The organism is Serratia inhibens (genome assembly GCF_003591175.1).
GTDB lineage: Bacteria > Pseudomonadota > Gammaproteobacteria > Enterobacterales > Enterobacteriaceae > Serratia > Serratia inhibens.
The window spans coordinates 97,315-121,270 of the sequence record NZ_QYYG01000011.1; the positions used below are offsets into that span (position 1 = coordinate 97,315).

Sequence of the window (23,956 nt, forward strand, 5' to 3'; positions counted from 1 at the left end):
TCAGCAGGATTGGCGCAACCTATATCTGCTGCGACAGCCTGATGGTCGCCGCAATATTGCGAGCGGTCATGCGCACGTTGTCGGCGGCATTCTCCAGCGCTTCCTCGAGCGTGCAGATGCTGTACAGCACGCTGAACACCGCATCCAGCCCGTGCTGATGCACCACCCCGACGTCGGCCGTCAGGCTGCCGGCAATGCCGATCACCGGCTTGTTGTAGCGTTTGGCGACGCGCGCCACGCCGATAGGTACCTTGCCGTTGATACTCTGACTGTCGATGCGCCCTTCGCCGGTGATCACCAGCGTCGCGTCGCGCACCAACGCGTCCAGCCCCAACGCTTCGGTGACGATCTCAATCCCCTGACGCAGGTCGGCATGGCAGAACGCCAACAGCGCCGCCCCCATGCCGCCGGCCGCACCCGCACCGGGCACCCCGCCCACCTCAATCGCCATATCCTGCGCGATCACCTGCGCATAGTGCAGCAGGCAGCGATCAAGCTGCGCCACCATTTGCGGCGTAGCCCCTTTCTGCGGGCCGAAAATCGCCGAAGCGCCCTCTTTGCCGGTTAACGGGTTAGTGACATCACAAGCTACCTCAAACTTGCACTGGCCAATGCGTGCATCCAGCTCGCTGAGGTCGATGGCGACAAGGTGTTCCAGCTGCGCACCGCCAAAGCCAATGTCATCACCGTTTTTATCCAGCAGCCTCGCCCCCAGCGCCTGCACCATGCCGGCGCCGCCGTCGTTGGTGGCGCTGCCGCCAATGCCGATAATGCAATGTTTTACGCCGTGATCCAGCGCCGAGCGGATCAGTTCGCCGGTGCCATAAGAGGTGGTGTTCAGCGGGTTACGTTGCCGCCCCGGCACCAGTTCCAATCCGCTGGCGGCGGCCATCTCGATAAAGGCGCTCTGCTCATCGCCGGACAGGCCGAAAAAGGCCTGCACCTTTGCGCCCAGCGGCCCGGTGACTTCGACATCCACTTTACGCCCGCCGGTAGCGGCAACCATCGCCTCCACCGTACCTTCCCCGCCGTCGGCTACCGGCAGTTTGATGTACTCGGCATCAGGAAATATCTCGCGAAAGCCCGCTTCAATCTGGGTCGCCACTTCCAGTGCCGACAGGCTTTCTTTGTATGAGTCCGGCGCGATCACTATTTTCATATACGGTCCGTTTCCTCGACTGCACTCGTCCTTTGATTCGCCAACCGGCGCATTGGCACCCTCGGCAGAGGCTGAGCCTGTTCACCTGACCAGACGGCCCCTTATCGGCTCACTTCCGCCTTGGCTAATTTCTCATAATAGCAGGCCAGCGCACTGTGATCCGCCGCCCCCAGCCCATCGGCTTGCAGCGCCTGCATCATTTCCATGACTGCGGCGGTGAGCGGCAGCTGTGCGCCGACGCCGTGCGAGGTATCCAGCGCGTTGGCCAAATCCTTGATATGCAGTTCAATGCGAAAGCCCGGCTTAAAATTACGATCCATCACCATCGGCGCTTTGGCGTCCAGCACCGTGCTGCCGGCCAGCCCGCCGCGAATGGCCTGATAGACCAGATCCGGGTTGACGCCCGCCTTGGTTGCCAGCACCAGAGCTTCGGACATCGCGGCGATGTTCAGCGCCACAATCACCTGATTCGCCAGCTTGGTGACATTGCCGGCCCCGATCTCCCCGGTGTGCACGACCGAGCCGGCCATCGCCTTCATGACCGGCAGGCAGCGCTCAAATACCGCCTTGTCGCCGCCGACCATGACCGACAAGGTCGCATCGATGGCCTTCGGTTCACCGCCGCTGACCGGCGCGTCCAGCATGGCAATCTGTTTTTCCGCCAGCGCGGCGCTGATTTCACGGCTGGCAAGCGGCGCAATCGAACTCATGTCGACAAGCACGCTGCCCGGTCTGGCGCCTTCGATAATGCCGTCCTTGCCCAATGCAACCTCTTGCACCTGCGGCGAATTCGGCAGCATGGTGATCAGGATATCGCTTTGTGCCGCCACCGCTTTCGGCGTCTCGGCGGCGGTGGCGCCCAGCGCAACCAGCTCGGCGGTGGTCTGAGGATGATGATTGAGCACCACCAGCGAATAACCGGCTTTCAGCAGATTTTTACTCATGGGTTTACCCATGATACCCAGGCCAATAAATCCAATTTTCATGCGGTTAACCTCTTTACAAAGTTGAACGTTATTTTTTAAACCGATCGCACAGCGCCTGGGTGGCCGCGCGGAACACCCCAAGATCGCTCCCCACCGCGACAAACGTGGCCCCCCACTCCAGGTAGCGGCGCGCATCGGCCTCCGCCGGCGCCAGTATGCCGCTCGGTTTGCCGTGCGCCTTGGCGCAATCAAAGATATGGCGGATCGCCGCCTGTACCTGCGGGTGATTGGGCTGGCCGAGGTAGCCCAGCGCCGCCGATAAATCGCTTGGGCCGACAAAGATACCGTCAACGCCGTCCACGGCGGCAATCTCATTCAGGTTATCCACCCCGGCCTGGTTTTCTATCTGGACCAGCACGCTGATGTTGTCGTTGATGGTGGTGAAATAATCCGCCACCGTGCCGTAACCGTTGCTGCGATGAGAGACCGATACGCCGCGAATGCCCGCCGGCGGATAACGGGTGGAAGCTACCGCCAGCCGTGCCTGTTCCGCGTTTTCCACAAAGGGGATCAGGAAGTTGTAAAAACCGATATCCAGCAGGCGCTTGATAATCACCGGTTCGTTGCACGGCGGCCGCACCACCGCCGCGCTGTCGCTGTCTTTCAGCGCCATCAGTTGCGGCACGAAAGTGGTAATGTCGTTAGGCGCATGCTCGCCGTCCAGCACCAGCCAGTCGAAACCGGCCAGCCCCAGCACCTCGGTAGATATCGGGTTGCCCAGCGCCGACCAGCAGCCAATCAGGGTTTCGCCCTGCAACAGGGACTGGCGGAAGCGGTTGGGGAGAAGGCTAGTCTTCATGGCGTTTCCTTGGGTTAAGATTGAAATGTTATGCACCGGGACGTTAACGCACCAGGCACGGGCGCTTGGGATCAAAGACCCAGTCCGGCACCAGATACTGCATGCCCTGAGCATCGTCTCGGGCACCCAGTCCGTTGGCCTTGTACAGCTCATGGGCCTTCATCAACCGATCGCGATCCAGCTCTATGCCCAGCCCCGGTTTCTTCGGCACCTCAATGCGGCCGCCGACAATCTGCAAAGGTTCGCGGGTCAGGCGCTGATCACCCTCCTGCCAGATCCAATGGGTGTCGATAGCGGTGATGTTGCCCGGCGCAGCGGCGGCGACATGGGTAAACATCGCCAGCGAAATATCAAAGTGATTATTGGAGTGGGAACCCCAGGTCAGCCCGAACTCGTGGCACATCTGCGCCACCCTCACCGAGCCTTGCATTGTCCAAAAATGCGGGTCCGCCAGCGGAATGTCCACCGACTGCAATTGCAGCGTATGGCCCATCTGCCGCCAGTCGGTAGCGATCATGTTGGTGGCGGTCGGCAGGCCGGTGGCGCGGCGAAACTCCGCCATCACCTCACGGCCGGAGAACCCTTGCTCGGCGCCGCAGGGATCTTCTGCATAAGCCAGCACGTTGCGCAGTTGCCTGCCAAGGGAAACCGCTTCGTCCAGCGACCAGGCACCGTTGGGATCAAGGGTAATGCGTGCCTGCGGAAAACGCTCGGCCAGCGCGGTCACAGCCTCAGCTTCCTCTTCCCCGGCCAGCACCCCGCCCTTGAGCTTGAAATCGTTGAAACCGTATTTTTCATAGGCCGCCTCTGCCAGCCGCACCACACTCGCCGGCGTCAGCGCCTCTTCATGCCGCAGTCGGTACCAGTCGCAGCGCTCATCCAGTTGGCTGCGATACGCCAGCGGCGTCTTGTTGCGGTCACCGAGGTAGAACAGATAGCCGAGCATTTCCACCGAGTCACGCTGCTGGCCGTCTCCGAGCAGCGCCGCCACCGGCACGTCGAGAAACTGTCCGAGCAAATCCAGCATCGCCGCTTCAATGCCGGTCACCACGTGAATGGTGGTGCGCAGATCGAAGGTTTGCAGGCCGCGCCCACCGGCATCACGCTCGGCAAAGCGGCTGCGTACCGCCGCCATCACGTTTTTGTATTCCCCCAGGGTTTTACCCACCACCAACGACCGGGCCTCTTCCAGCGTGTGGCGAATTTTCTCGCCGCCCGGCACTTCGCCCACGCCGGTGTGGCCGGCATTATCCTGCAGGATCACGATATTACGCGTAAAAAACGGCGCATGGGCGCCGCTCAGATTTAGCAGCATGCTGTCATGGCCGGCGACCGGCACGATCTGCATGGCGGTTATTTTGGCTGCGGAACTGAGTGAAGTCATAAGGTTATCCTTTAAGAAAAATCAGCGGCCAAAGGCCGGGCGTTTGGCATCGAACTGCCAGCCGGGAACCAGGTACTGCATGGCAACAGCGTCGTTGCGCGCGCCTGACGGAAGCTGCTGGTGCAACCGATGCGCCTGTTCCAATGCGGCCCAATCCAGATCAACGCCCAGCCCCGGTCGATCCGGCACGGCAATGCGGCCGTTGACGATCTGCAGCGGGTTTTTCGTCAGATGCTGGCCTTCCTGCCAGATCCAATGGGTGTCGATGGCGGTGGGATTACCGGGTGCGGCGGCGGCGACATGGGTAAACATCGCCAGCGAGATATCGAAGTGATTATTGGAATGGCAACCCCAGGTCAGCCCCCAGTCGTTGCACAACTGGGCTACCCGCACCGCGCCGTGCAGGGTCCAGAAATGCGGATCCGCCAGGGGGATATCCACCGCTTGCAGCATCACCGCATGACACATCTCGCGCCAGTTGGTGGCGATCATGTTAGTGGCGACCGGCAAGCCGGTGGCGCGGCGGAACTCCGCCATCACTTCACGACCGGAGAACCCCTGTTCGGCACCGCAAGGATCCTCGGCATAGCTAAGAATGCCCTGCATGCCCTTGCACAAGGCGATAGCCTCGTCGAGCAGCCAGGCACCATTGGGATCGACGGTAATGCGGGCATCCGGGAAATGCTTCGCCAGAGCGCACACCGCGTCAATTTCCTGTTCGCCCGGCAACACACCGCCTTTCAGCTTGAAATCCCGGAAGCCGTAACGATCCCTGGCTGCTGCGGCCAGTTCGACGATCGCCGGCGTGTCCATTGCCTGCTGATGTCGCAGTTGGTACCAGGGGTGCCGGCCGCGTTGAGCGGGTTGATAGGGCAAATCCGTTTTCCCGGCGTCGCCGATATAAAACAGGTAGCCAAGCACCGCCACCTCCTCACGCTGCTTGCCGGGCCCGAGCAGTTCCGCCACCGGCACGCCGAGGAACTGGCCGAGCAGATCGAGCAGCGCGGCCTCCAAAGCCGCCACCGCGTTCACCCGCAACTCAAAGGTCCAGGCCCCCCGGCCGAAGGCGTTAAAATCGGCTTCCTGATTGCCGCTGTGAATGTCGTGCATCAACCGGTTCATGCGCGCCACCTGCTGGCCGATGACCCGGGGAATAACCTCCATCAGCGTGCGATAAATCACTTCGCCGCCCGGCGCCTCCCCGACGCCGGTATGCCCGGCGCTGTCGGTCAGCACCACCACGTTGCGGGTGAAACAGGCCCCGTGCGCGCCACCGATATTCAGCAGCATGCTGTCGTACCCGGCCACCGGGATCACGCGCATCTCGGTGATCACCGGCGTGCTTTGCGTGTTGATCATGTTGATTTCCTCACCCGTGCAACGGTTTCAATTCGATGCGTTTGATTTCACCGACAATGAACAGGTAGCTCGCCACCGCCAGCAGGGCGTGGATACCCACATACACCAACGCGCCGTTAAAGGATCCCGTGGTGCCGATGATGTAGCCGATAGCGATCGGCGTGACGATGCCGGAAACGTTGCCGAACATATTGAACAGCCCGCCGCTCAGGCCACTGATCTCTTTTGGCGCGGTATCCGCCATGACCGCCCAGCCGAGCGCCCCCACCCCTTTGCCGAAGAACGCCAGCGCCATAATGCCGACCACCATCCATTCGGTGTCGACGTAGTTGCAGAACACCATCGACATCGACAACAGCATGCCCAGCACAATCGGCGCCTTGCGGGCGAAGGTCAGTGACTGCGTGCGGCGCATCAGGTAGTCGGAGATCACGCCGCCGAGCACGCCGCCGACAAAACCGCAGATGGCCGGCACCGAAGCCACCATCCCGGCCTTAAGGATCGACATGCCGCGCGCCTGCACCAGATAGACCGGGAACCAGGTGATGAAAAAATAGGTCAGTGCGTTAATGCAGTATTGGCCGATATACACCCCGACCATCATGCGCGACTGCAGCAGCTGTTTGATCTGGTGCCACTTCTCGCCTTTCACTTTTACCTGCTGCGACCGCGGTTGATCCATGTTGATCAAACCGCCGCCGGCCTCGATATAGTCCAGCTCAGCCTGGTTTACGCCGGGATGCTCCTTGGGATTGTGCAGCACTTTCAGCCAGATGAAGCTGAGCACGATGCCAAGCCCGCCCATAAAGAAGAACACGTGTGACCAGCCCACAGCGTGAGTCAGCCAGCCCATGATCGGCGCGAAGATCACCGTGGCGAAGTATTGCGCCGAGTTAAAGATCGACACCGCCGTGCCGCGCTCGTGCGCCGGAAACCAGGCGGCGACAATGCGGCTGTTGCCGGGGAAGGACGGCGCCTCCGCCAGCCCCACCAGGAAACGCAGGGCGAACAGCGCCACCACGATGCCAAAACCGCTGAAGATATCCACGAACCCCTGCAACAGGGTGAACAGCGACCAAATAAAGATGCTCCAGAAATAGACGCGCTTCGACCCGAAGCGGTCGAGCAACCAGCCGCCGGGGATCTGGCCGATTACGTAAGCCCATGAGAAAGCAGAGAAGATATAGCCCATCCCAACGGGATCCAGACCGATATCCTTGGCCATCGACGAGCCGGCGATCGACAGAGTAGCGCGATCGCCGTAGTTGAACGAGGTAACGATAAACAGCATCACCACGATCCAGTAACGCGCATGGGTTCTTTTAATCGAACTCGTTGCGGAGCTGATGGTAGACATTGTGTTCTCCTGAATGATAGCGGCTTGCTATATTCATCCTGAACCACAGATATATCCCCTATGGATTTCAATTGGCCGCCAATCGGCCCATTCGCACATCCCATGCAATTGAAATACAACGGGCATGTAAATATCTCAGAACGAAATCGATTAAATTAGATTGCGCCAACAATGAGCGGTGCGGTTAATACGCCAGCGGCAATATTTAAATCCAATGAATTTCACTACGCAGAAAAGTATATGCGCCGTAAATTCATATCTCATCAGGCAATACAACAAGGATTACGGGGATATCACGGGTAATTTATGGCATTTGCCCAATGCAGTGGCGACTGGCTCACGAAACGCCGCCCACGAAGCTTTCCTGCCCTCTGGCTTTCAATCTGCAACCCGGCCGCCACCTGGAGGTGAAGGGGTATCCGTGAGCCGCCTCACAGCAGACTGGTCCGATGCCAAATAATCCATGCCGAATACCCGCTAATCCCGGTCATTTGCATAATGCCCCTCGGCCGTACCGCACATATACTGCTTAATGAGCAACCGTGCCGGTTATTACCTACAGCCAACCCAAAATAAATCGACTCAGGATAATAAGCATGTCCGATATAAACGAGACGCCGCTTTATATTAAGGTTCACGACTCGGATAACGTCGCCATCGTGGTAAACGATCGCGGCTTGCCGAAAGGCGCATTATTTTCCTGCGGGCTGCAATTACTGGAACATGTACCGCAGGGGCACAAGGTAGCGCTGAAAAACATTGCCGCCGGCGGCGAGATTGTCCGCTACGGCGAGATCATCGGTCATGCGCAACGTGCCATTTTGCGCGGCTGCTGGATCGATGAATCGCTGGTATCACTGCCGGAGGCCCCCGAGCTGCAGTGCCTGCCACTGGCCAATAAGGTTCCCGCCCCGCTGCCGCCACTCGAGGGTTACCGCTTCGAGGGCTACCGCAACGCCGACGGCAGCGTCGGCACCAAAAACTTGCTCGGCATTACCACCAGCGTGCAATGTGTCGCCGGCGTGGTTGACTACGTGGTGAAAATCATTGAACGCGATCTGCTGCCGCGCTACCCCAATGTGGATGGCGTGGTCGGCCTCAACCATCTTTACGGTTGCGGAGTGGCGATCAACGCGCCGGCGGCGGTGGTGCCGATCCGCACTATCCATAATCTGGCGCTGAATCCCAATTTTGGCGGCGAGGTGATGGTGGTCGGCCTGGGCTGCGAAAAACTGCAGCCGGAGCGCCTGTTGCAAGGCACACCGGACGTGCAGGCGATCTCGCTCGACGAGAGCCAGATTGTCCGTTTGCAAGACGAGAAGCATCGGGGGTTCAGATCGATGGTTGACGACATCCTGACGCTCGCCGAGCGCCACCTCCAACGCCTGAATCGCCGCCAGCGCGAAAGCTGCGCAGCCTCAGAATTGGTGGTCGGCATGCAGTGCGGCGGCAGCGATGCGTTTTCCGGCGTGACGGCCAACCCGGCGGTGGGTTTCGCTTCCGATCTGCTGGTGCGCTGCGGCGCGACGGTGATGTTCTCTGAAGTCACTGAAGTGCGCGATGCGGTGCATCTGCTGACGCCGAGAGTGGCGGATGAACAGGTTGGCAAGCGCTTGCTGGAGGAGATGGCCTGGTACGATGCCTATCTCGAGGCCGGGCAAAGCGATCGCAGCGCCAATCCGTCTCCCGGCAATAAAAAAGGCGGGTTGGCCAACGTGGTGGAAAAAGCATTGGGGTCGATCGCCAAATCAGGTACCAGCGCTATTGTAGAGGTACTGTCCCCCGGCCAGCGCCCCACCAAGCGCGGCCTGATCTACGCCGCCACGCCCGCCAGCGACTTTGTCTGCGGCACCCAGCAACTGGCCTCCGGCATCACTATCCAGGTGTTCACCACCGGACGCGGTACGCCCTACGGCCTGACGGCGGTGCCGGTGATTAAAATGGCGACCCGCAGCGCACTGGCGGATCGCTGGTACGATTTAATGGACATCAACGCCGGTACTATCGCCACCGGCGAAGCCACTATTGAACAGGTGGGCTGGCAGCTGTTTGAACTGATTCTGGATATCGCCAGCGGGCGCAAGAAAACCTGGTCGGATCAATGGGGGCTGCATAACGCGCTGGCGGTATTTAATCCGGCGCCGGTGACCTAGATCAGGCATCAGCATCCAGTTGCAGCCCGATATACAGCAGCAGGCGATCGTCAAAACTGGCGAGGTTCAACCCGGTCAGTTCAGCAATGCGGTTGAGCCGGTATTCCAGCGTATTACGGTGAATATACAGTGCCTTGGCGGTGACGGTCGGTTGTACGTTATGCAGAAACCAGGCAGCCAGCGTGCGGCGCAGCAGGCCGTTGCCGTCCATCGCCTTGAGCTTCATCAGCGGGCGGGCCAGCTCATCCGCCTGCCAGCCGCCGCGCAGGCTATCCAGCAATACCGGCAACATCAGATCCTGATAGTAATAAGTGCGTTGCTCCCCCATCCGCTGCTTGCCGACCATCATGGTGGTGCGCGCGGTGCGATAGGAACGGGCGATGCTGCCCGGCCCGGTGAAGTAATTGCCGAGCGCGATGCGCACCCGCAGTCGGCTGCTCTCATTCATCCTCGACAACAGATTATCCACCCGTCGCCGGTGATCTTCCGCATCCCATCGCCCATGGCCATTGAGCGCAGGTTTCAGCACCACCATTTCACTCAACGAAACGATGGCGATCAGGTTGTCGCGCTCCGGCATGGTCAGCAGCGTCTGCAATTGCTGCAGTTCGGCCATTGCGCTGTCAACGCCAAGCTGGCCGCTGTCCACCTCCACCACCGCCGCGACCCGTGGCTGGTTGGGATCGATCCCCAGCCGCTGCGCCCACTCCATCAGCGCCGGAGTAAGTTCGTCGGTACGGATCAGGTTCAGCACCAACTCCTCCCGCAGCCGGCTGTCCTGCGCCAGCATATGCAGCAGCCGAGCCTGCTCCAGCATCATTTCGGCGGTCATGCAAACCAGCTCGCCATACTGCCGCAGTTGGCCAGGGTTACCGGTCAGGCCGATGACCCCGACGATGCGCCCGTCAATGCGCAGCGGCAGATTAACGCCGGGCCGCACGCCATGCAGGTGACGCGCCACCGCTTCGTCAATATCCACCACCCGCGCCTGTGACAGCACCAGCAGCGCACCTTCGTGCAGTTCCCCCACCCGCTCACGATCGCCGCTGCCGATAATCTTGCCGCGCGCATCCATCACATTGACATTGCTGTCGATGATTTGCATGGTGCGCGCAACGATCTCTTGCGCCAGCTTGCCATCGAGATGGTATTCCGACATGCCGTCTTCTCCTGCCCGGAAAGGTGCCAATTCTTCAGCATACCGACGGCGATCCTCAGGCACATTGTGCAGTTGCACAAAGCTTGGTGACCATTGCTGAAGTTGCGGCGAGGTTCACAGTTTTCACGACGTAAAAAAGGCACGCCGTGGCGTGCCTGGAGAGCGGAGACCGGGAAGAAATTACTGCATCAACAGATACAGCTGGGTATCGCCGCGTTGGATGTTCAACGCCAGCACCGACGGCTTGCTGTCGAGAATTTTGCGCAGTTCGCCCAGGTTCTGGATAGGCTGCTGGTTAACCCCGAGGATAATATCGCCTTTTTTCAGGCCGATACGCGCAGCGGCACTGCCGGCTTTGACGTTATCCACCTTCACGCCTTTCTGGCTGCCGACCTGGGCATTGCTCAGCTCGGCCCCTTCAATACCGGTGTAGATATTGCCGGATTCAACCTGAGTCTGGGCGCTTTGCTCCAGCGTGACGTCCACGGTTACCGGTTTGCCATCGCGGATGATACCCAGCGACATTTTGCTGCCGACCGGCAGCGTGCCGATTTCCGCACGGAACGAGGCAAAGCTGGAGATGGCTTTACCGTTCATGGTGACGATAACGTCACCGGCCTTGATGCCCGCCTTGGCGGCGGAGGATTTCGGCATTACCTGGCTGACAAAGGCACCGCGCTGGGCGTCCACCTTCATCGCTTTCGCCAGTTCGGAGTTCAACTCGGTGCCCATAATGCCCAGCTCGCCACGTTTCACCTGGCCGAACTCAACCATTTGCGCCGTCAGGTTTTTCACCATGTTGCTCGGGATGGCGAAACCGATGCCGATGTTGCCGCCGTCCGGCGCCAGGATCGCGGTGTTAATGCCGATCAGTTCACCGTTCAGGTTAACCAGCGCGCCACCGGAGTTACCGCGGTTAATCGCCGCATCGGTCTGGATAAAGTTCTCGTAGTTTTCGATATTCAACCCGCTGCGGCCCAACGCGGAAACGATGCCGGAAGTCGCGGTCTCGCCTAATCCGTACGGGTTGCCGATCGCCACGGTGTAATCGCCGACGCGCAGTTGCTCGGAATCCGCCATCTTGATTGCCGTCAGGTTTTTAAAATCTTTCAGTTGGATCAGCGCGATATCGGAACGCGGATCCTTGCCTATCACCTTGGCGTCGAACTTGCGGCCGTCGCTCAGTTGCACCTGAATTTTACTGGCGTTATCCACCACGTGGTTATTGGTCACCACATAGCCTTTGGCGGCGTCAATCACCACACCGGCGCCCAGAGCCTGGAATTTTTCCTGGGTGCCCTGGCCAGGTGCGCCCGGCCCGCCGCCTTGACACATCGGCGAAGCCTGGAACGGCGAACCGTCCTGGCAGAAAGGTGAATCTTCGCCGAAGAACTGCTGGAACTGCGGCGGCATCTTCTGCGCGTTGACGGTGGTGCTGCCTTCAACGTTAATGCTCACCACGGAGGGCATCACTTTTTCCAGCATCGGCGCCAGGCTTGGCAGTTGTTGAGTGCTTGAAGAGGCGGTTTCTGCGGCGCCGGCCGTCATCGGGCCCATTGCCATACCAATACTGAAAGCCAGGGCGCTAAGAACTAATGCGGTTTTTTTCATCTGTGTGTCTCTTATAAAGTCGTTCAGAAAGTATTGCGTTCTTTGTGGATAGTCAGAGCTTATTAATAGCCCGAAGTTCCGGCGCAGGTTATTGGTAATAGTAAACAAATATTGTCCGTCTTTACAAAACTCGAAATATTCACTGTAACCTGCAACGCAAGCGTTCAAATAATATTTATTAACTGAATTAATTATTCAGCTGCCATTAATTTTCTATATTCGTCGTAGGCATAAAGATCGGTCATGCCGCTGATATAATCTTGCAGCAAACGTGCGCGAAAATAGTATTCCCGGATCGCCAGTTGCTCCGGCGACAGGTGCTGCAACCCTTCAATCGCTTCGACATACGCCAACCGATGTTTGGTGGAAAGCTTGTGGAACAGCCGCGTTTCGATCGGGTAAGCGCGATGGCTGTCTTCCTGCACCAGCCGGGTAAAATCCGCCAGCGACATCGCCAGCAAGGGGCTGTAGATATCCAGCAAACCACTGATCACCCGGTAGCCCTGCAGCTCAAGCTGCTCCACTTCGGGGTGGTTGAACACGTGCTTGAAGGCCACATTCTTGAAAATCTTCAGCAGTTGGTACGCCGGGCTGGAGTCTTCCAGCAACGCCTGATTAAAGTTGCCCCGATAAACCGCATCCAGATTATCAATAAAACGCTGCGCCGCATGCGGCACCAGCCGCGCCACGGTGAACACCCGCAAATACATGAAGAACTGATCTTCGCTGCTGCGCCGCGCGCCGCCGCGGTCGATCTTGCGAAAAGCGCTGGCCACGGTTTTATCAAACAAATCGCCCGGCGATACCTCGCCCCATTCCTGGGTTAAATGCTGATAAAGTTGTTCAACGGTGAAAATGTTTTTTTCCACCGCGTCTTCCAGATCGGCGACGCAGTAAGAAATATCGTCAGCCGCCTCCATGATATAAGTCAGCGGGAAGCGATCGAACTCGCCCATATTCAGCTCGCGCCGCAAGCGATCGACAAATGCCTCTTCCGCCAGATAAAAGCCCGGTTTTTTCATCAGGTAGCTGTGGCTGGCGGGGATCTCGCTCGCCCAGTATGCCGGACGGGTATATTTCAGAATGCAGCCCACCTGCGCATAGGTCAGGTTGAGCTTCAGTAACGTATGCACCAGCCGAATCGCCTGGGCATTGCCCTCGAAATGGCTGAGATCGTGGCGGATGCGGCTGCGCAGGCGGTTGAGATCGCCTTCGCCTTCGTGCAGGCGCAGCACGCCGATCTGGCAACGATCGTTGCTGGCGGGCTCGCTCCCGCAGCTGGCGGGATCGAGCCGCTGGGAAAACCAGTCGTTAATCGCCGACTCGCCGAAATGCCCAAACGGCGGGTTGCCGATGTCATGCATCAGGCAGGACATCTCAACTATGCTTTCAAAAGGATCGAGCAGTTTGGTCAGGCCGAGCGCGTCGATCCGCCGTTCCTGTTTGAAACGGTTGAGGATCTCTTTGGCAATGTGCCGCCCGACCTGCTGCACCTCCATCGAGTGCGTCAGGCGGCTACGCACCGCGGCGTTGCGCTCCAGCGGGAACACCTGGGTTTTTTGCTGCAGACGGCGAATGGCGGCTGAATTGACGATACGCCCGCGATCGCTCTCAAACTGCCGCACGATGTCATATTCTTCCTCAGCCTCGATAGGCTTACTGAAAGGCCGCTGGAAGCTGATTTTTTGCTTAAAGTCGATCCCGGACATCTGTTTCTCCCCCGTTGCGCCCAGCCCCCGTGATAACAATTCCCGACGGCATATGCAACGGATTATCTCTCTATGAGAGCCATGATAGACTATGGCGCAATTCCCACACCCAATCAGCGAGTGTTATTTATGAAAGTAGGCATCATCGGCGCCATGGAGCAGGAAGTTACCCTGCTGCGCGAACAAATTGAAAACCGTCAAACCATTCAACGCGCGGGTTGTGAAATCTATACCGGCCAGATCGGTGGCGTTGACGTGGCGTTGCTGAAATCCGGTATCGGTAAAGTTTCTGCGGCAATGGGCACCACCCTGCTGCTGGAACACTGCAAGCCGGATCTGGTGATCAATACCGGTTCCGCCGGTGGCCTGGCCGCCACGCTGAAAGTGGGTGATATCGTGGTGTCCGAAGAAGTGCGCTATCACGATGCCGACGTCACCGCCTTTGGTTACGAGCCAGGCCAGATGGCCGGTTGCCCGGCGGCCTTCGTGGCGGACGAAGCACTGATTGCGCTGGCGGAAAGCTGCATCAGGCAGTTGGATCTTAACGCGGTGCGCGGCCTGATCTGCAGCGGTGACGCCTTCATTAACGGCGCAGAACCGCTGGAGCGCATCCGCACCACCTTCCCGACCGTTGCCGCGGTTGAAATGGAAGCCGCCGCCGTCGGCCACGTTTGCCACCTGTTCGGCACGCCGTTTGTGGTGGTGCGCGCCATCTCTGACGTCGCCGACAGTGAATCGCACATGAGCTTTGACGAGTTCCTTGTGGTGGCCGCCCAGCAATCAACGCTGATGGTCAACGCGATGCTGCAAACCCTGGCCAAGCGCGGTTGATGTGAAACCCCGCTTTTCAGCCCTGCTGTGGCTGCTCGCGCTCTGGGCCGCTCTGCCTGCCAGCGCCGCTCAACGCGTGATCAGCCTGGCACCCAATGCCACCGAGCTTGCCTATGCCGCCGGCATGGGCGATACCCTGCTGGCAGTCAGTGCCTTTTCCGATTACCCGCCGGCGGCCAAGAAGCTGGAACAGGTGGCTTCCTGGCAGGGGATCAACCTGGAGCGGGTGCTGGCGCTGAAGCCGGATCTGATCCTCGCCTGGCGCGGCGGCAATCCGCAGCGGGTGCTGGATCAGCTCGCCGCCTTCGGCATCCCGATTTTTTATGCGGATGCCACCACGCTCGATGACATCGCCCAGTCGCTGGATGATCTGGCCAAATACAGCCCACATCCGGAGCAGGCGCACCAGGCGGCGGGCACCATGCGCCAACAGATCGCCGCGCTGAAAGCAAAATACCCGCACAACCAGCCGCGCCGGGTCTTGTTGCAGTTTGGCACCCAGCCGCTGTTCACCAGCTCCGGCGCTACCCTGCAAAGCCAGGTGCTGTCGCTGTGCGGAGCGGAGAATATCTTTGCCGACAGCCGCATGCCATGGCCGCAAATCAGCCGTGAGCAGGTGCTGGCTCGCCAACCTCAGGCCGTAGTGATTACCGGCGACGCAAAAGAGATTGCCAGCGTGAAGGCCTTTTGGGCGCCACAGCTGCAAGTGCCGGTGATTGCATTGAACGGCGACTGGTTCAACCGCGCTGGCCCACGTATCATGCTGGCCGCGCAGCAGCTGTGCAGCCAACTGGCGGAGACACATTAATGCTGGTGTTTTGGCTGGATATTCTCGGCACCGCAGTTTTCGCCATCTCCGGCGTATTGCTGGCCGGCAAGCTGCGCATGGATCCGTTCGGCGTGTTGGTACTCGGCGTGGTCACTGCGGTCGGCGGCGGCACCATCCGCGATATGGCGCTGGCCAATGGCCCGGTATTTTGGGTGAAAGACCCGACCGATCTGGTGGTGGCGATGATCACCTGCGTGCTGACGCTGCTGCTGGTACGCCAGCCGCGACGCCTGCCGAAATGGATCCTGCCGGTGCTGGATGCCGTCGGGCTGGCGGTGTTCGTCGGCATCGGCGTCAATAAAGCCTTCGCCGCCGATACCGGCCCGCTGGTGGCGGTCTGCATGGGTGTCATTACCGGGGTTGGCGGCGGCATTATCCGTGACGTGCTGGCACGGGAAATTCCGATGATCCTGCGAACCGAGATTTATGCCACCGCCTGTATTGTCGGCGGCATCGTGCACGTTACCGCATTCGCCACCTTAGGTATGCCGTTGCAGCAGGCGATGATGCTTGGCATGGGCATCACGCTGGCGATCCGGCTGGCGGCCATCCGCTGGCACCTGAAACTGCCGGCGTTTATCCTCGAACAGTAGCGATTGCCGGCCGAAATCGAAACCAAGCGGATCCGGCTCGGGCCAGAGTAAAATGGCAGGCATAAAAAAACCCGCAAACCGGTAAGGTTGGCGGGTTTTATGCTGCTGCCGGCGGGATCAGACGCTGAACGAAGAACCGCAGCCGCAGGTGGTTTTGGCGTTAGGGTTGGTCACCACGAAACGTGAACCCTCCAGCCCTTCGGTATAATCGACCGAACCGCCTACCAGATATTGCAGGCTCATTGGGTCAACCACCAGCGCAACGCCCTGCTTCTCGATGGTCATATCACCGTCGTTGACCTTGTCGTCAAAAGTGAAGCCGTACTGGAATCCGCTGCAGCCGCCACCGGTAATGTAAACCCGCAACTTCAGATTCGGATTTTCTTCGTCAGCAATCAGGACCTTAACCTTGCTTGCTGCTGCCTCGGTAAATTGCAGGGGCAGTGCTGTTTCATCACTCATACTCTTTACTCCCAACATTGTTCTGCATCAGACCGCTACAATGGCAGCCTGATTAATGTTTTTGATTATCCAATACCTGAGTGCTGCGTTCAAGTATTCACCGCATTTGTTGTATTTTCTTTACCTGTTTTATCTGCCGCTTCACGCGCCTGCAGCGCTTCCTGCCGTTGCAACGTACGGGCCAATATCGACGAATACAACGGCTTACCCCCGAGGAACTGCGCCACCAGCGTAGCACCAAGGCAGGTAATGATCATTGGCAGTATGAGCTGATAATTATCGGTCATCTCCGACACCAGCACGATCCCGGTCAAGGGTGCAGGCAACGTAGCGGCAAAGGTGTGCCATCCCAAAATAGGTATCTGACTGTGATCGTTTCATATCAGCGAACACTTCACTAGAATAGCGCCGTCGAATCATTCAAAAGAGAATCCAGGAGCCGATTTATGAGCTTACACAGCAAGTCCGAAAGTCTGTATGCCCAGGCACAACAGGTTATCCCAGGTGGGGTTAACTCTCCGGTGCGCGCATTCAGCGGCGTTGGCGGTGTGCCGCTGTTTATCGAGCGGGCGGACGGGGCTTACCTGTTCGACGTCGACGGCAAAGCCTATATCGACTACGTCGGTTCCTGGGGCCCAATGGTGCTGGGTCACAACCACCCGGCGATCCGCAACGCGGTCATCGAAGCGGCACAGCGCGGCCTGAGTTTTGGCGCCCCCACCGAGATGGAAGTCAAAATGGCGGAGTTGGTGACCGAACTGGTGCCAACCATGGATATGGTGCGGATGGTGAATTCCGGCACCGAAGCCACCATGAGCGCCATCCGCCTGGCACGCGGCTATACCAACCGCGATAAGATCATCAAGTTCGAAGGCTGCTACCACGGCCATGCCGACTGCCTGCTGGTGAAAGCCGGTTCCGGCGCGCTGACTCTGGGCCAGCCGAACTCGCCGGGCGTGCCGGCCGATTTCGCCAAGCACACGCTGACCTGCACCTATAACGATCTGGAGTCGGTCCGTACCGCTTTCGAGCAGTACCCTTCCGAGATCGCCTGCATCATCGTCGAACCGGTCGCCGGCAACATGAACTGTGTGCCACCGCTGCCGGAATTCCTGCCCGGCCTGCGTACGCTGTGCGACAAATACGGCGCACTGCTGATTATCGATGAAGTGATGACCGGCTTCCGCGTCGCGCTGGCCGGGGCACAGGCCTATTACGATGTGAAACCCGACCTTACCTGCCTGGGCAAAATCATCGGCGGCGGCATGCCTGTCGGTGCGTTCGGCGGCCGTCGCGAAGTGATGGCGGCATTGGCGCCAACCGGCCCGGTCTATCAGGCGGGGACGCTGTCCGGTAACCCGATTGCGATGGCGGCCGGTTATGCCTGCCTGACCGAGGTTTCGCAGGTCGGTATCCACCAGACGCTGACCGAATTGACCGATATGCTGGCGGCAGGCCTGCTGGATGCAGCCAAAGAAGAAAACGTCGCGCTGGTCGTCAACCATGTCGGCGGCATGTTCGGCCTGTTCTTTACCGATGCACCGGCGGTGACCTGCTACCAGGACGTGATGCAGTGCGATGTGGAACGCTTTAAGCGCTTCTTCCACCTGATGCTGGATGAGGGGGTTTATCTGGCGCCTTCCGCCTTTGAAGCCGGCTTTATGTCCGTTGCGCACAGCAAGGAAGACATTCAACGCACCATCGATGCCGCACGCCGCTGCTTCGCCAAACTGTAATAGTTCGCAGCCAAACAAAAACGGGCGCCAGTGTGAACCGAGCGCCCGTTTTTATTTTTATCCTTAGAGCAAGGTGCCGTAAATCGTCAACAGCGCCACAACCACCACGATAATCATCGTCACCTTACGCGCCAGAGTGACCGCCGCACGCGGAGTTTGCACCGGGTCCCTATGCGGCTCACGCGCCAGAGAAAACTGCGCCAGGCGAGTCAGTACCTGATATTGCGAGGTATGGCGATCGCCCAACGACGCAAACCATGCCGGCAAGGCTTTTTCACCGTGCCCCAGCAGCGCGTAGGCCACGCCAGCCAGACGCACCGGGATCCAATCCAGCCAGTGCAACAGATGATCGATGCCGGACTGCGAACGCTCCAGCGGGGTATTGTGGCGCGCCAGCCAGGTTTGATAAGCACGCAGGAAAGCATAACCCGCCAGCGCGATTGGCCCGTATGGCCCACAGACCACAAACCAAAACAGCGGCGCCAGATAATAGCGGAAGTTAATCCACAGCAGCGCATTTTGCAGTTCGCGCAGGCGCACCTCTTCGCTGCAATCCACCGGCAAACCGTGGATCAGCGCCAGCTCCTCCGCCATCTGCTCGCTGGCATGGGCATCTCCCTGCCGCGCCGCCTTAAGATAGGCACGATAGTGTTTGCGCTTGATACCGGCGCCCACACACAGCAGATCAATAATAATCCACAGCAGCAGCGTCACCACGCCAAAAAACAGCCCGTGAGCCAACCACAAAATGCCCCACACCACCACCATCCAGGCAACGGTCAGCAGCAGCGTCTGCGCCAGCGAAACTCGATGCAACCGGTGGAAGACCACTTCCAGGCGATGATCCAGTTGCCAGTGCTCCCCCAGCTTGAATAAACGTTCCCACGCCAGAACCAGTAACAGCGTAAACAGCGTCATTAGCGACTCCTCTCCCTTTCCATTTTCCCAAGCATAGCGCCATCGGGCTCGTCGGGTTGTTCCAGAGATGCCAGATAAAAGCCCCAGTCAAACGCCGGGCCTGGATCGGTTTTGCGGCCAGGGGCAATGTCACTGTGCCCGGTAATGCTCGCCGCCGACATCGGATAATACCTGATTAGCAGCGCGGTCACCGCTTTCAGGCTCTGATATTGCTGTGGCGTGAACGGCAGTTGGTCGGTACCTTCCAGTTCAATGCCAATCGAAAAATCGTTGCAGCGTTCGCGCCCCTGATACTCGGAAACGCCGGCGTGCCAGGCGCGCTTGTCGAACGGCACATACTGAATGATTTCCCCCTCGCGGCGGATCAGACAATGCGCCGAAACCCGAAGCTGATGGATACCGGAAAAATAAGGGTGTTCTGCGGGATCGAGCGTGCCGGTAAACAACCGATCGATATAGGGGCCGCCAAACTCGCCGGGCGGCAGGCTGATATTGTGGATCACCAACAGCGAAGGGGCTTCATCATTCGGGCGAAGATCGCAATGCGGCGAAACAACCCGTTTCACCCCCACAATCCAGCCATATTCTAACTGCATCGGACACCTCTCTGCGGTGGTACTTATCACGGCAACAGAGTAGCATGTTCCCCCTACGATCTTACCGTCCATTTCGGAGTTTTCCATGCCGACACGCCGCTACGATGCCGACAGTCGCCGCACCGAGCTTCTTGAACGAATTGAAAGCGATATCCCCAATGCCGTTGCCCAGGCGCTGCGCGAAGACCTGGGAGGCGAAGTCGATGCCGACCGCGATATTACTGCGCAATTGTTACCGGCCGACAAGCAGGCAGAAGCCACCATTATCACCCGTGAACCCGGCGTATTTTGCGGCCGACGCTGGTTGAGCGAGGTCTTCATCCAGCTGGGCAACCAGGTGAAGGTGGAATGGCTGGTGGCGGATGGCGATAGCCTGGTGCCTGACCAGCCGCTGTGCAAGCTGAGCGGTCCGGCGCGGGTGCTGCTGACCGGCGAGCGCACCGCGCTGAACTTTGTGCAGACGCTTTCCGGCGTAGCGACCGAAGTCAGCCGTTATGTGGCGCTGCTGCAGGGGACGCAAACCCGCTTGCTGGATACTCGCAAGACGCTGCCAGGGCTGCGCACCGCGCTGAAATATGCGGTGTTGTGCGGCGGCGGCAGCAACCACCGGTTGGGGTTATCCGATGCCTTCCTGATCAAGGAAAACCACATCATCGCCTCCGGTTCGATCAAAAATGCGGTCGAAAAAGCTTTTTGGCTGCATGCCGAGGTGCCGGTCGAAGTGGAAGTTGAATCCCTCGACGAGTTGCAGCAGGCGCTGGACGCCGGCGCCGATATCGTCATGCTGGATAACTTCAGCGTCGAGATGATGCGTACCGCCGTGGCGCAAACCCAAGGCCGCGCACAGCTGGAAGTCTCCGGCAACGTGACCAGCGAAACCCTGCGCACCTTCGCCGAAACCGGCGTGGACTACATCTCCGTTGGCGCGCTGACCAAACATGTCACCGCACTCGATCTGTCAATGCGCTTCAAATAATCTCTGCCATTCACACCGCCCTGGCAAACTGGGGCGGTGCTTTTGCGTCAACATTGCGAATCCCGCCGCAACTATTTTCCTTCCACTGCAAACTGAACAACTTGCCATGGAAGCATGCCGCAGAACGCTGACTCCCCGCTAGAAACCCGCTGTCTGAGCCGTTACCGTTACCTCCACATTCACAGGGAGGCACTAACAAATGGAAACACAGCGCGGTTTTACTCTGATCGAACTGATGGTGGTGATCGCCATTATCGCGATATTGAGCGCCATAGGCATACCCGCCTACCAACGCTATATCCAGAAAGCGGCAATGACTGACATGCTGCAAGTCATGACGCCTTACAAACTGGCCGTGGAGCTGTGCGTGCTTGATGGCGGCGCACCTGCGGGTTGTAATGCCGGCAGTAAAGGCATTCCTGCCGGCGGCACTTCACGTTACGTCAGCGACGTTAAGGTCAGCCAGGGCATGATCACACTGACCGGCACGCAAACGCTGCAAGGGCTGACAGTCGCACTGACACCCACCCAAAACGCCAGCGGCATGACACGCTGGACACGCCAGTGCACCAGCGACAACGCCAATCTGCAGGAGACCTGCCAGGAAGTTTTCCGCTTTGACGATACGGCGAAGGGGGGCTCGCAATGAGTATCGCGATCGGCGATGAAATTCACGCCCTGTGCCAACGCTACCAAGCGCTGGCACTCAGCGAAGACGACGACAGCCTGACCGTGGCCCTGAACGCTGACGTACCGCAGGGGCTGCTGCCAGCCCTGCGTTTCGCCACCGGCAAACGCATTCATCTGGAGCAGTGGCCTGCGGCCCGGCTGGAGCTGGAACTGAACCGCCGGCAGATGCAAGGCGACCGGCTTGGGCAAAACACGCAGGAGGTCGAGCCGGACGCGCCCTCGTTGAATGACGACAGCGACACACCCGTGGTGCAGTTTATCAACCAGACACTGCGCATCGCCCTGCAACGACGCGCCTCGGACATTCATTTCGAACCTTATCAGCAGACACTGCGTATCCGGCTACGTATCGACGGCGTGTTGCAAGCCGTAGCTTCACCGCCTTTCCCGCTTGCCGCTCCCCTTGTCGCCCGGCTGAAGATCATGGGGCAGTTGGATATCGCCGAGCGCCGCCTGCCGCAGGATGGGCAGCTCAGCGTACAACTGGATAACGCCAGTTACTCGATGCGCATCGCCACCCTGCCGACACTGCACGGTGAGAAAGTGGTGTTGAGGATCCTGCAAACCGAACGCCAGGAGCTGCCGTTGGAACAATTGGGTATGAGCCAAACGGCGCTGGCGCAGTATGCTGATGCTCTGTCTTGCCCGCAGGGCATGATCCTGGTCACTGGCCCGACCGGCAGCGGTAAAACCGTCACGCTGTACAGCGGCCTGCGGCAATTGAATGACGCGCAAAGCAATTTATGCAGCGTCGAGGACCCGATTGAAATCCCGCTGTTCGGTATTAACCAGACCCAGATAAACCCCAAAACCGAGTTGGATTTTTCTCGCGTATTGCGCGCCTTGCTGCGCCAGGATCCGGACGTCATCATGATCGGTGAGATCCGCGACCGGGAAACGGCGGAAATCGCAGTGAAAGCCGCTCAAACCGGCCATCTGGTCCTCTCGACGCTGCATACCAACTCCACCAGCGAGACTCTGACGCGCCTGACCCATATGGGCATTCCGGGTTATCTGATCGCCGCCTGTCTGAAGCTGGTTATCGCCCAGCGGCTGGTGCGCAAACTGTGCAGCCACTGCCGCTATCAACAGAACCTGCCCGTGCACTTTCCCGCCGCTATTTGGGCCAAGCCCCTGCTACCCTGGCAGGCTGACGGATGCGAGCACTGCTTTAGCGGTTACTATGGCCGCACAGGGGTTTATGAACTGCTGACGATCACGCCGGAAGTGCAAGCCGGTCTGCTGCAGGGCGCAGCTCCCGGTCAACTGGCCGATATCGCCCGACAACAAGGGCAAATAACGCTACTGCAAGCTGGATTAACGCTGGTTTCTCAAGGCCTCACTTCGCTGGAAGAGGTATATCGCATTGTCGGCCTCACCGCCGAAAGCGGAGCTGCGCCGTGAAAGCACAACGCCTTTTCCTGTGGCAAGCCGTCGATCCTCACGGCCAGTTGCGCCTGGGTGAGCGGATGAGCGACGAAAAACGGCGGGTCAGCCAGTGGCTTATTGAGCAGGGGTTGCAACCCTGCCATATCAATAGCGGGAAACGCATTACCCCCGCCCAGTGGCGCGGCGAACCCATGATCCAATTCACCCGCCAGCTCGCCACCCTGCTGCAAGCCGGGTTACCGCTGGTCAACGGATTACAGCTGCTGGCGGAGGAACATCCGTCTGCCGCCTGGCGCTGCCTGCTGCGCGAGATAACCGAACAGGTGCGGCAGGGACAGCCCTTCTCCGAGGTTATCGCCGGGCAACAGGCTATATTTCCGCTCATCTACCGCCAGTTGATCGCCATCGGGGAACTGACCGGCAATCTTGACGCTTGTTGCCTGCAACTGGCCCAACAGCAGGAAGCGCAACAAAAACTGCAAAAAAAGGTGATTAAGGCGCTGCGTTACCCGCTGTTTATCTGCGCAGTAGCGCTGTTGGTGAGCATTCTGATGCTGGTGATGGTGCTCCCGGAGTTTGCCGGCGTTTACCAGTCGTTCGATGCGCCATTGCCCTGGTTTACCCAGGGGCTATTGAACCTGTCCGCGATATTGATCCGCAGCGGGCCATGGTTGGTGTTGATAGTGGCCGGCGCGGTGTTTTCTTATTTTCGCTGGCTGCATCCACAGCCACAGTGGCGCAGGCGCGAACAGGCGACGCTGTTGCGCTTGCCGCTGATCGCGCAGCTGATCAAAGGCGGCTGCCTGAGCCAAACATTCCGTATTCTGGCCATGACGCAGCAGGCGGGACTGACGCTGGTTGAGGGGCTGAACGCCGCAGCGCTGTCGGTGGACAGCCTGTTTTACCGCCAGGCGATTGAGACAGTTCGGCAACAGATTGCACAGGGGCATACTTTCTACAGCGCCCTGGGCCAACAAGTGCTCTTTCCCCCATTATGCCAACAGTTGGTACGAGTGGGCGAAGAGTCCGGCTCGCTTGACACCTTGCTGGGCAAGCTGGCGCTGTGGCATGAGCAGCAAACCTTTGAACTGGCCGATACGCTGGCGCAAACGCTGGAGCCGATACTGATGCTGGTGGTGGGCGCAATAGTCGGGACGCTGGTGATCGCCATGTATCTGCCGATATTTCAGTTGGGGAATGTTTTGGGCTAAGCAGAGCGATCTGGAGCACAGCAAGATATGAACTGTGCCCCCGGGGAGG

21 protein-coding genes and 1 pseudogene are annotated in these 23,956 nt (G+C 59.1%); 9 read left to right on the top strand and 13 right to left on the bottom strand.

Going from position 1 to position 23,956, the window contains the following annotated elements; all coding sequences use genetic code 11:
• Window positions 1-19: 19 nt before the first annotated feature.
• From D4100_RS23455 to D4100_RS23480, 6 genes are all read right to left on the bottom strand, one after another.
• The gene (locus D4100_RS23455) at window positions 20-1,159 is read right to left on the bottom strand and encodes a glycerate kinase (RefSeq protein WP_006317655.1); all 1,140 of its coding nucleotides are present in this window, start codon (window positions 1,157-1,159) and stop codon (window positions 20-22) included.
• Between the two features lie 101 nt (window positions 1,160-1,260).
• On the bottom strand, window positions 1,261-2,280 hold the full coding sequence (garR, locus tag D4100_RS23460; RefSeq protein ID WP_276330841.1) for a 2-hydroxy-3-oxopropionate reductase: 1,020 nt from the start codon (window positions 2,278-2,280) through the stop codon (window positions 1,261-1,263).
• The gene (gene garL / locus D4100_RS23465) at window positions 2,174-2,944 is read right to left on the bottom strand and encodes a 2-dehydro-3-deoxyglucarate aldolase (RefSeq protein WP_006317647.1); all 771 of its coding nucleotides are present in this window, start codon (window positions 2,942-2,944) and stop codon (window positions 2,174-2,176) included. The genes garR and garL overlap by 107 nt, the downstream gene beginning before the upstream one ends.
• Window positions 2,945-2,987: 43 nt before the next feature.
• A complete protein-coding gene (gene gudD, locus D4100_RS23470) occupies window positions 2,988-4,328 on the bottom strand; it encodes a glucarate dehydratase (RefSeq protein WP_006317646.1) in 1,341 nt (446 codons plus the stop codon).
• 21 nt (window positions 4,329-4,349) lie between these two features.
• Complete coding sequence (locus tag D4100_RS23475) at window positions 4,350-5,687, bottom strand: enolase C-terminal domain-like protein (protein ID WP_119805368.1); 1,338 nt, start codon at window positions 5,685-5,687, stop codon at window positions 4,350-4,352.
• A gap of 10 nt (window positions 5,688-5,697) precedes the next feature.
• Window positions 5,698-7,044: an MFS transporter gene (locus D4100_RS23480; protein ID WP_006317644.1), complete on the bottom strand. Its 1,347-nt coding sequence runs from the start codon at window positions 7,042-7,044 to the stop codon at window positions 5,698-5,700.
• A 596-nt stretch (window positions 7,045-7,640) separates the two neighbouring features.
• On the opposite strand from D4100_RS23480, the gene garD reads away from it, so the two are divergent.
• A complete protein-coding gene (gene garD, locus D4100_RS23485) occupies window positions 7,641-9,197 on the top strand; it encodes a galactarate dehydratase (RefSeq protein ID WP_119805369.1) in 1,557 nt (518 codons plus the stop codon).
• 1 nt (window position 9,198) lies between these two features.
• On the opposite strand, the gene D4100_RS23490 is transcribed toward garD, so the two are convergent.
• The 3 genes from D4100_RS23490 to dgt form a co-directional block, all read right to left on the bottom strand.
• Window positions 9,199-10,356 (bottom strand): CdaR family transcriptional regulator, encoded by a 1,158-nt coding sequence (locus D4100_RS23490; protein ID WP_006317642.1) that lies wholly within the window; start codon window positions 10,354-10,356, stop codon window positions 9,199-9,201.
• Between the two features lie 180 nt (window positions 10,357-10,536).
• The gene (gene degP / locus D4100_RS23495; RefSeq protein ID WP_006317641.1) at window positions 10,537-11,967 is read right to left on the bottom strand and encodes a serine endoprotease DegP; all 1,431 of its coding nucleotides are present in this window, start codon (window positions 11,965-11,967) and stop codon (window positions 10,537-10,539) included.
• Window positions 11,968-12,158: 191 nt separating this feature from the next.
• Window positions 12,159-13,676, bottom strand: coding sequence for a dGTPase (dgt, locus tag D4100_RS23500; protein WP_006317640.1), 1,518 nt, complete (start codon window positions 13,674-13,676; stop codon window positions 12,159-12,161).
• 129 nt (window positions 13,677-13,805) lie between these two features.
• Between dgt and mtnN the strand changes: the two genes are divergently transcribed.
• The 3 genes from mtnN to D4100_RS23515 are packed head-to-tail and all read left to right on the top strand — an operon-like array spanning window position 13,806 to window position 15,929.
• Window positions 13,806-14,507 (top strand): 5'-methylthioadenosine/S-adenosylhomocysteine nucleosidase, encoded by a 702-nt coding sequence (gene mtnN / locus D4100_RS23505; RefSeq protein ID WP_006317639.1) that lies wholly within the window; start codon window positions 13,806-13,808, stop codon window positions 14,505-14,507.
• A 1-nt stretch (window position 14,508) separates the two neighbouring features.
• On the top strand, window positions 14,509-15,315 hold the full coding sequence (gene btuF, locus D4100_RS23510; protein ID WP_006317638.1) for a vitamin B12 ABC transporter substrate-binding protein BtuF: 807 nt from the start codon (window positions 14,509-14,511) through the stop codon (window positions 15,313-15,315).
• Window positions 15,315-15,929, top strand: a complete 615-nt coding sequence (locus D4100_RS23515; RefSeq protein WP_006317637.1) for a TRIC cation channel family protein — start codon at window positions 15,315-15,317, stop codon at window positions 15,927-15,929. Before btuF ends, D4100_RS23515 begins: the two co-directional genes overlap by 1 nt.
• A 117-nt stretch (window positions 15,930-16,046) precedes the next feature.
• Here the strand turns inward: D4100_RS23515 and erpA are convergent, their stop codons facing one another.
• The gene (erpA, locus tag D4100_RS23520; protein ID WP_004950184.1) at window positions 16,047-16,391 is read right to left on the bottom strand and encodes an iron-sulfur cluster insertion protein ErpA; all 345 of its coding nucleotides are present in this window, start codon (window positions 16,389-16,391) and stop codon (window positions 16,047-16,049) included.
• An 89-nt stretch (window positions 16,392-16,480) separates the two neighbouring features.
• Window positions 16,481-16,729: pseudogene (locus D4100_RS23525) on the bottom strand (chloride channel protein); the annotation flags it as partial.
• Window positions 16,730-16,837: 108 nt separating this feature from the next.
• Here D4100_RS23525 and hemL point away from each other — a divergent pair.
• Window positions 16,838-18,127, top strand: coding sequence for a glutamate-1-semialdehyde 2,1-aminomutase (hemL, locus tag D4100_RS23530; RefSeq protein WP_006317635.1), 1,290 nt, complete (start codon window positions 16,838-16,840; stop codon window positions 18,125-18,127).
• Window positions 18,128-18,190: 63 nt separating this feature from the next.
• Here hemL and ampE read toward each other — a convergent pair whose 3' ends face one another.
• Window positions 18,191-19,045 carry a beta-lactamase regulator AmpE gene (gene ampE / locus D4100_RS23535; RefSeq protein ID WP_119805370.1) on the bottom strand — a complete coding sequence of 285 codons (855 nt, stop codon included), beginning with the start codon at window positions 19,043-19,045 and terminating at the stop codon, window positions 18,191-18,193.
• Window positions 19,045-19,641, bottom strand: coding sequence for a 1,6-anhydro-N-acetylmuramyl-L-alanine amidase AmpD (ampD, locus tag D4100_RS23540; RefSeq protein WP_006317633.1), 597 nt, complete (start codon window positions 19,639-19,641; stop codon window positions 19,045-19,047). The genes ampE and ampD overlap by 1 nt, the downstream gene beginning before the upstream one ends.
• Window positions 19,642-19,726: 85 nt before the next feature.
• Between ampD and nadC the strand changes: the two genes are divergently transcribed.
• The 4 genes from nadC (at window position 19,727) to hofC (ending at window position 23,907) form a co-directional block, all read left to right on the top strand.
• On the top strand, window positions 19,727-20,617 hold the full coding sequence (gene nadC / locus D4100_RS23545; protein WP_119805371.1) for a carboxylating nicotinate-nucleotide diphosphorylase: 891 nt from the start codon (window positions 19,727-19,729) through the stop codon (window positions 20,615-20,617).
• 199 nt (window positions 20,618-20,816) lie between these two features.
• A complete protein-coding gene (gene ppdD / locus D4100_RS23550; RefSeq protein WP_119805372.1) occupies window positions 20,817-21,266 on the top strand; it encodes a prepilin peptidase-dependent pilin in 450 nt (149 codons plus the stop codon).
• Window positions 21,263-22,711 carry a type II secretion system protein GspE gene (gene gspE / locus D4100_RS23555; RefSeq protein ID WP_119805373.1) on the top strand — a complete coding sequence of 483 codons (1,449 nt, stop codon included), beginning with the start codon at window positions 21,263-21,265 and terminating at the stop codon, window positions 22,709-22,711. Before ppdD ends, gspE begins: the two co-directional genes overlap by 4 nt.
• A complete protein-coding gene (gene hofC, locus D4100_RS23560) occupies window positions 22,708-23,907 on the top strand; it encodes a protein transport protein HofC (RefSeq protein ID WP_006317629.1) in 1,200 nt (399 codons plus the stop codon). The genes gspE and hofC overlap by 4 nt, the downstream gene beginning before the upstream one ends.
• The last annotated feature ends 49 nt before the right edge of the window (window positions 23,908-23,956 follow it).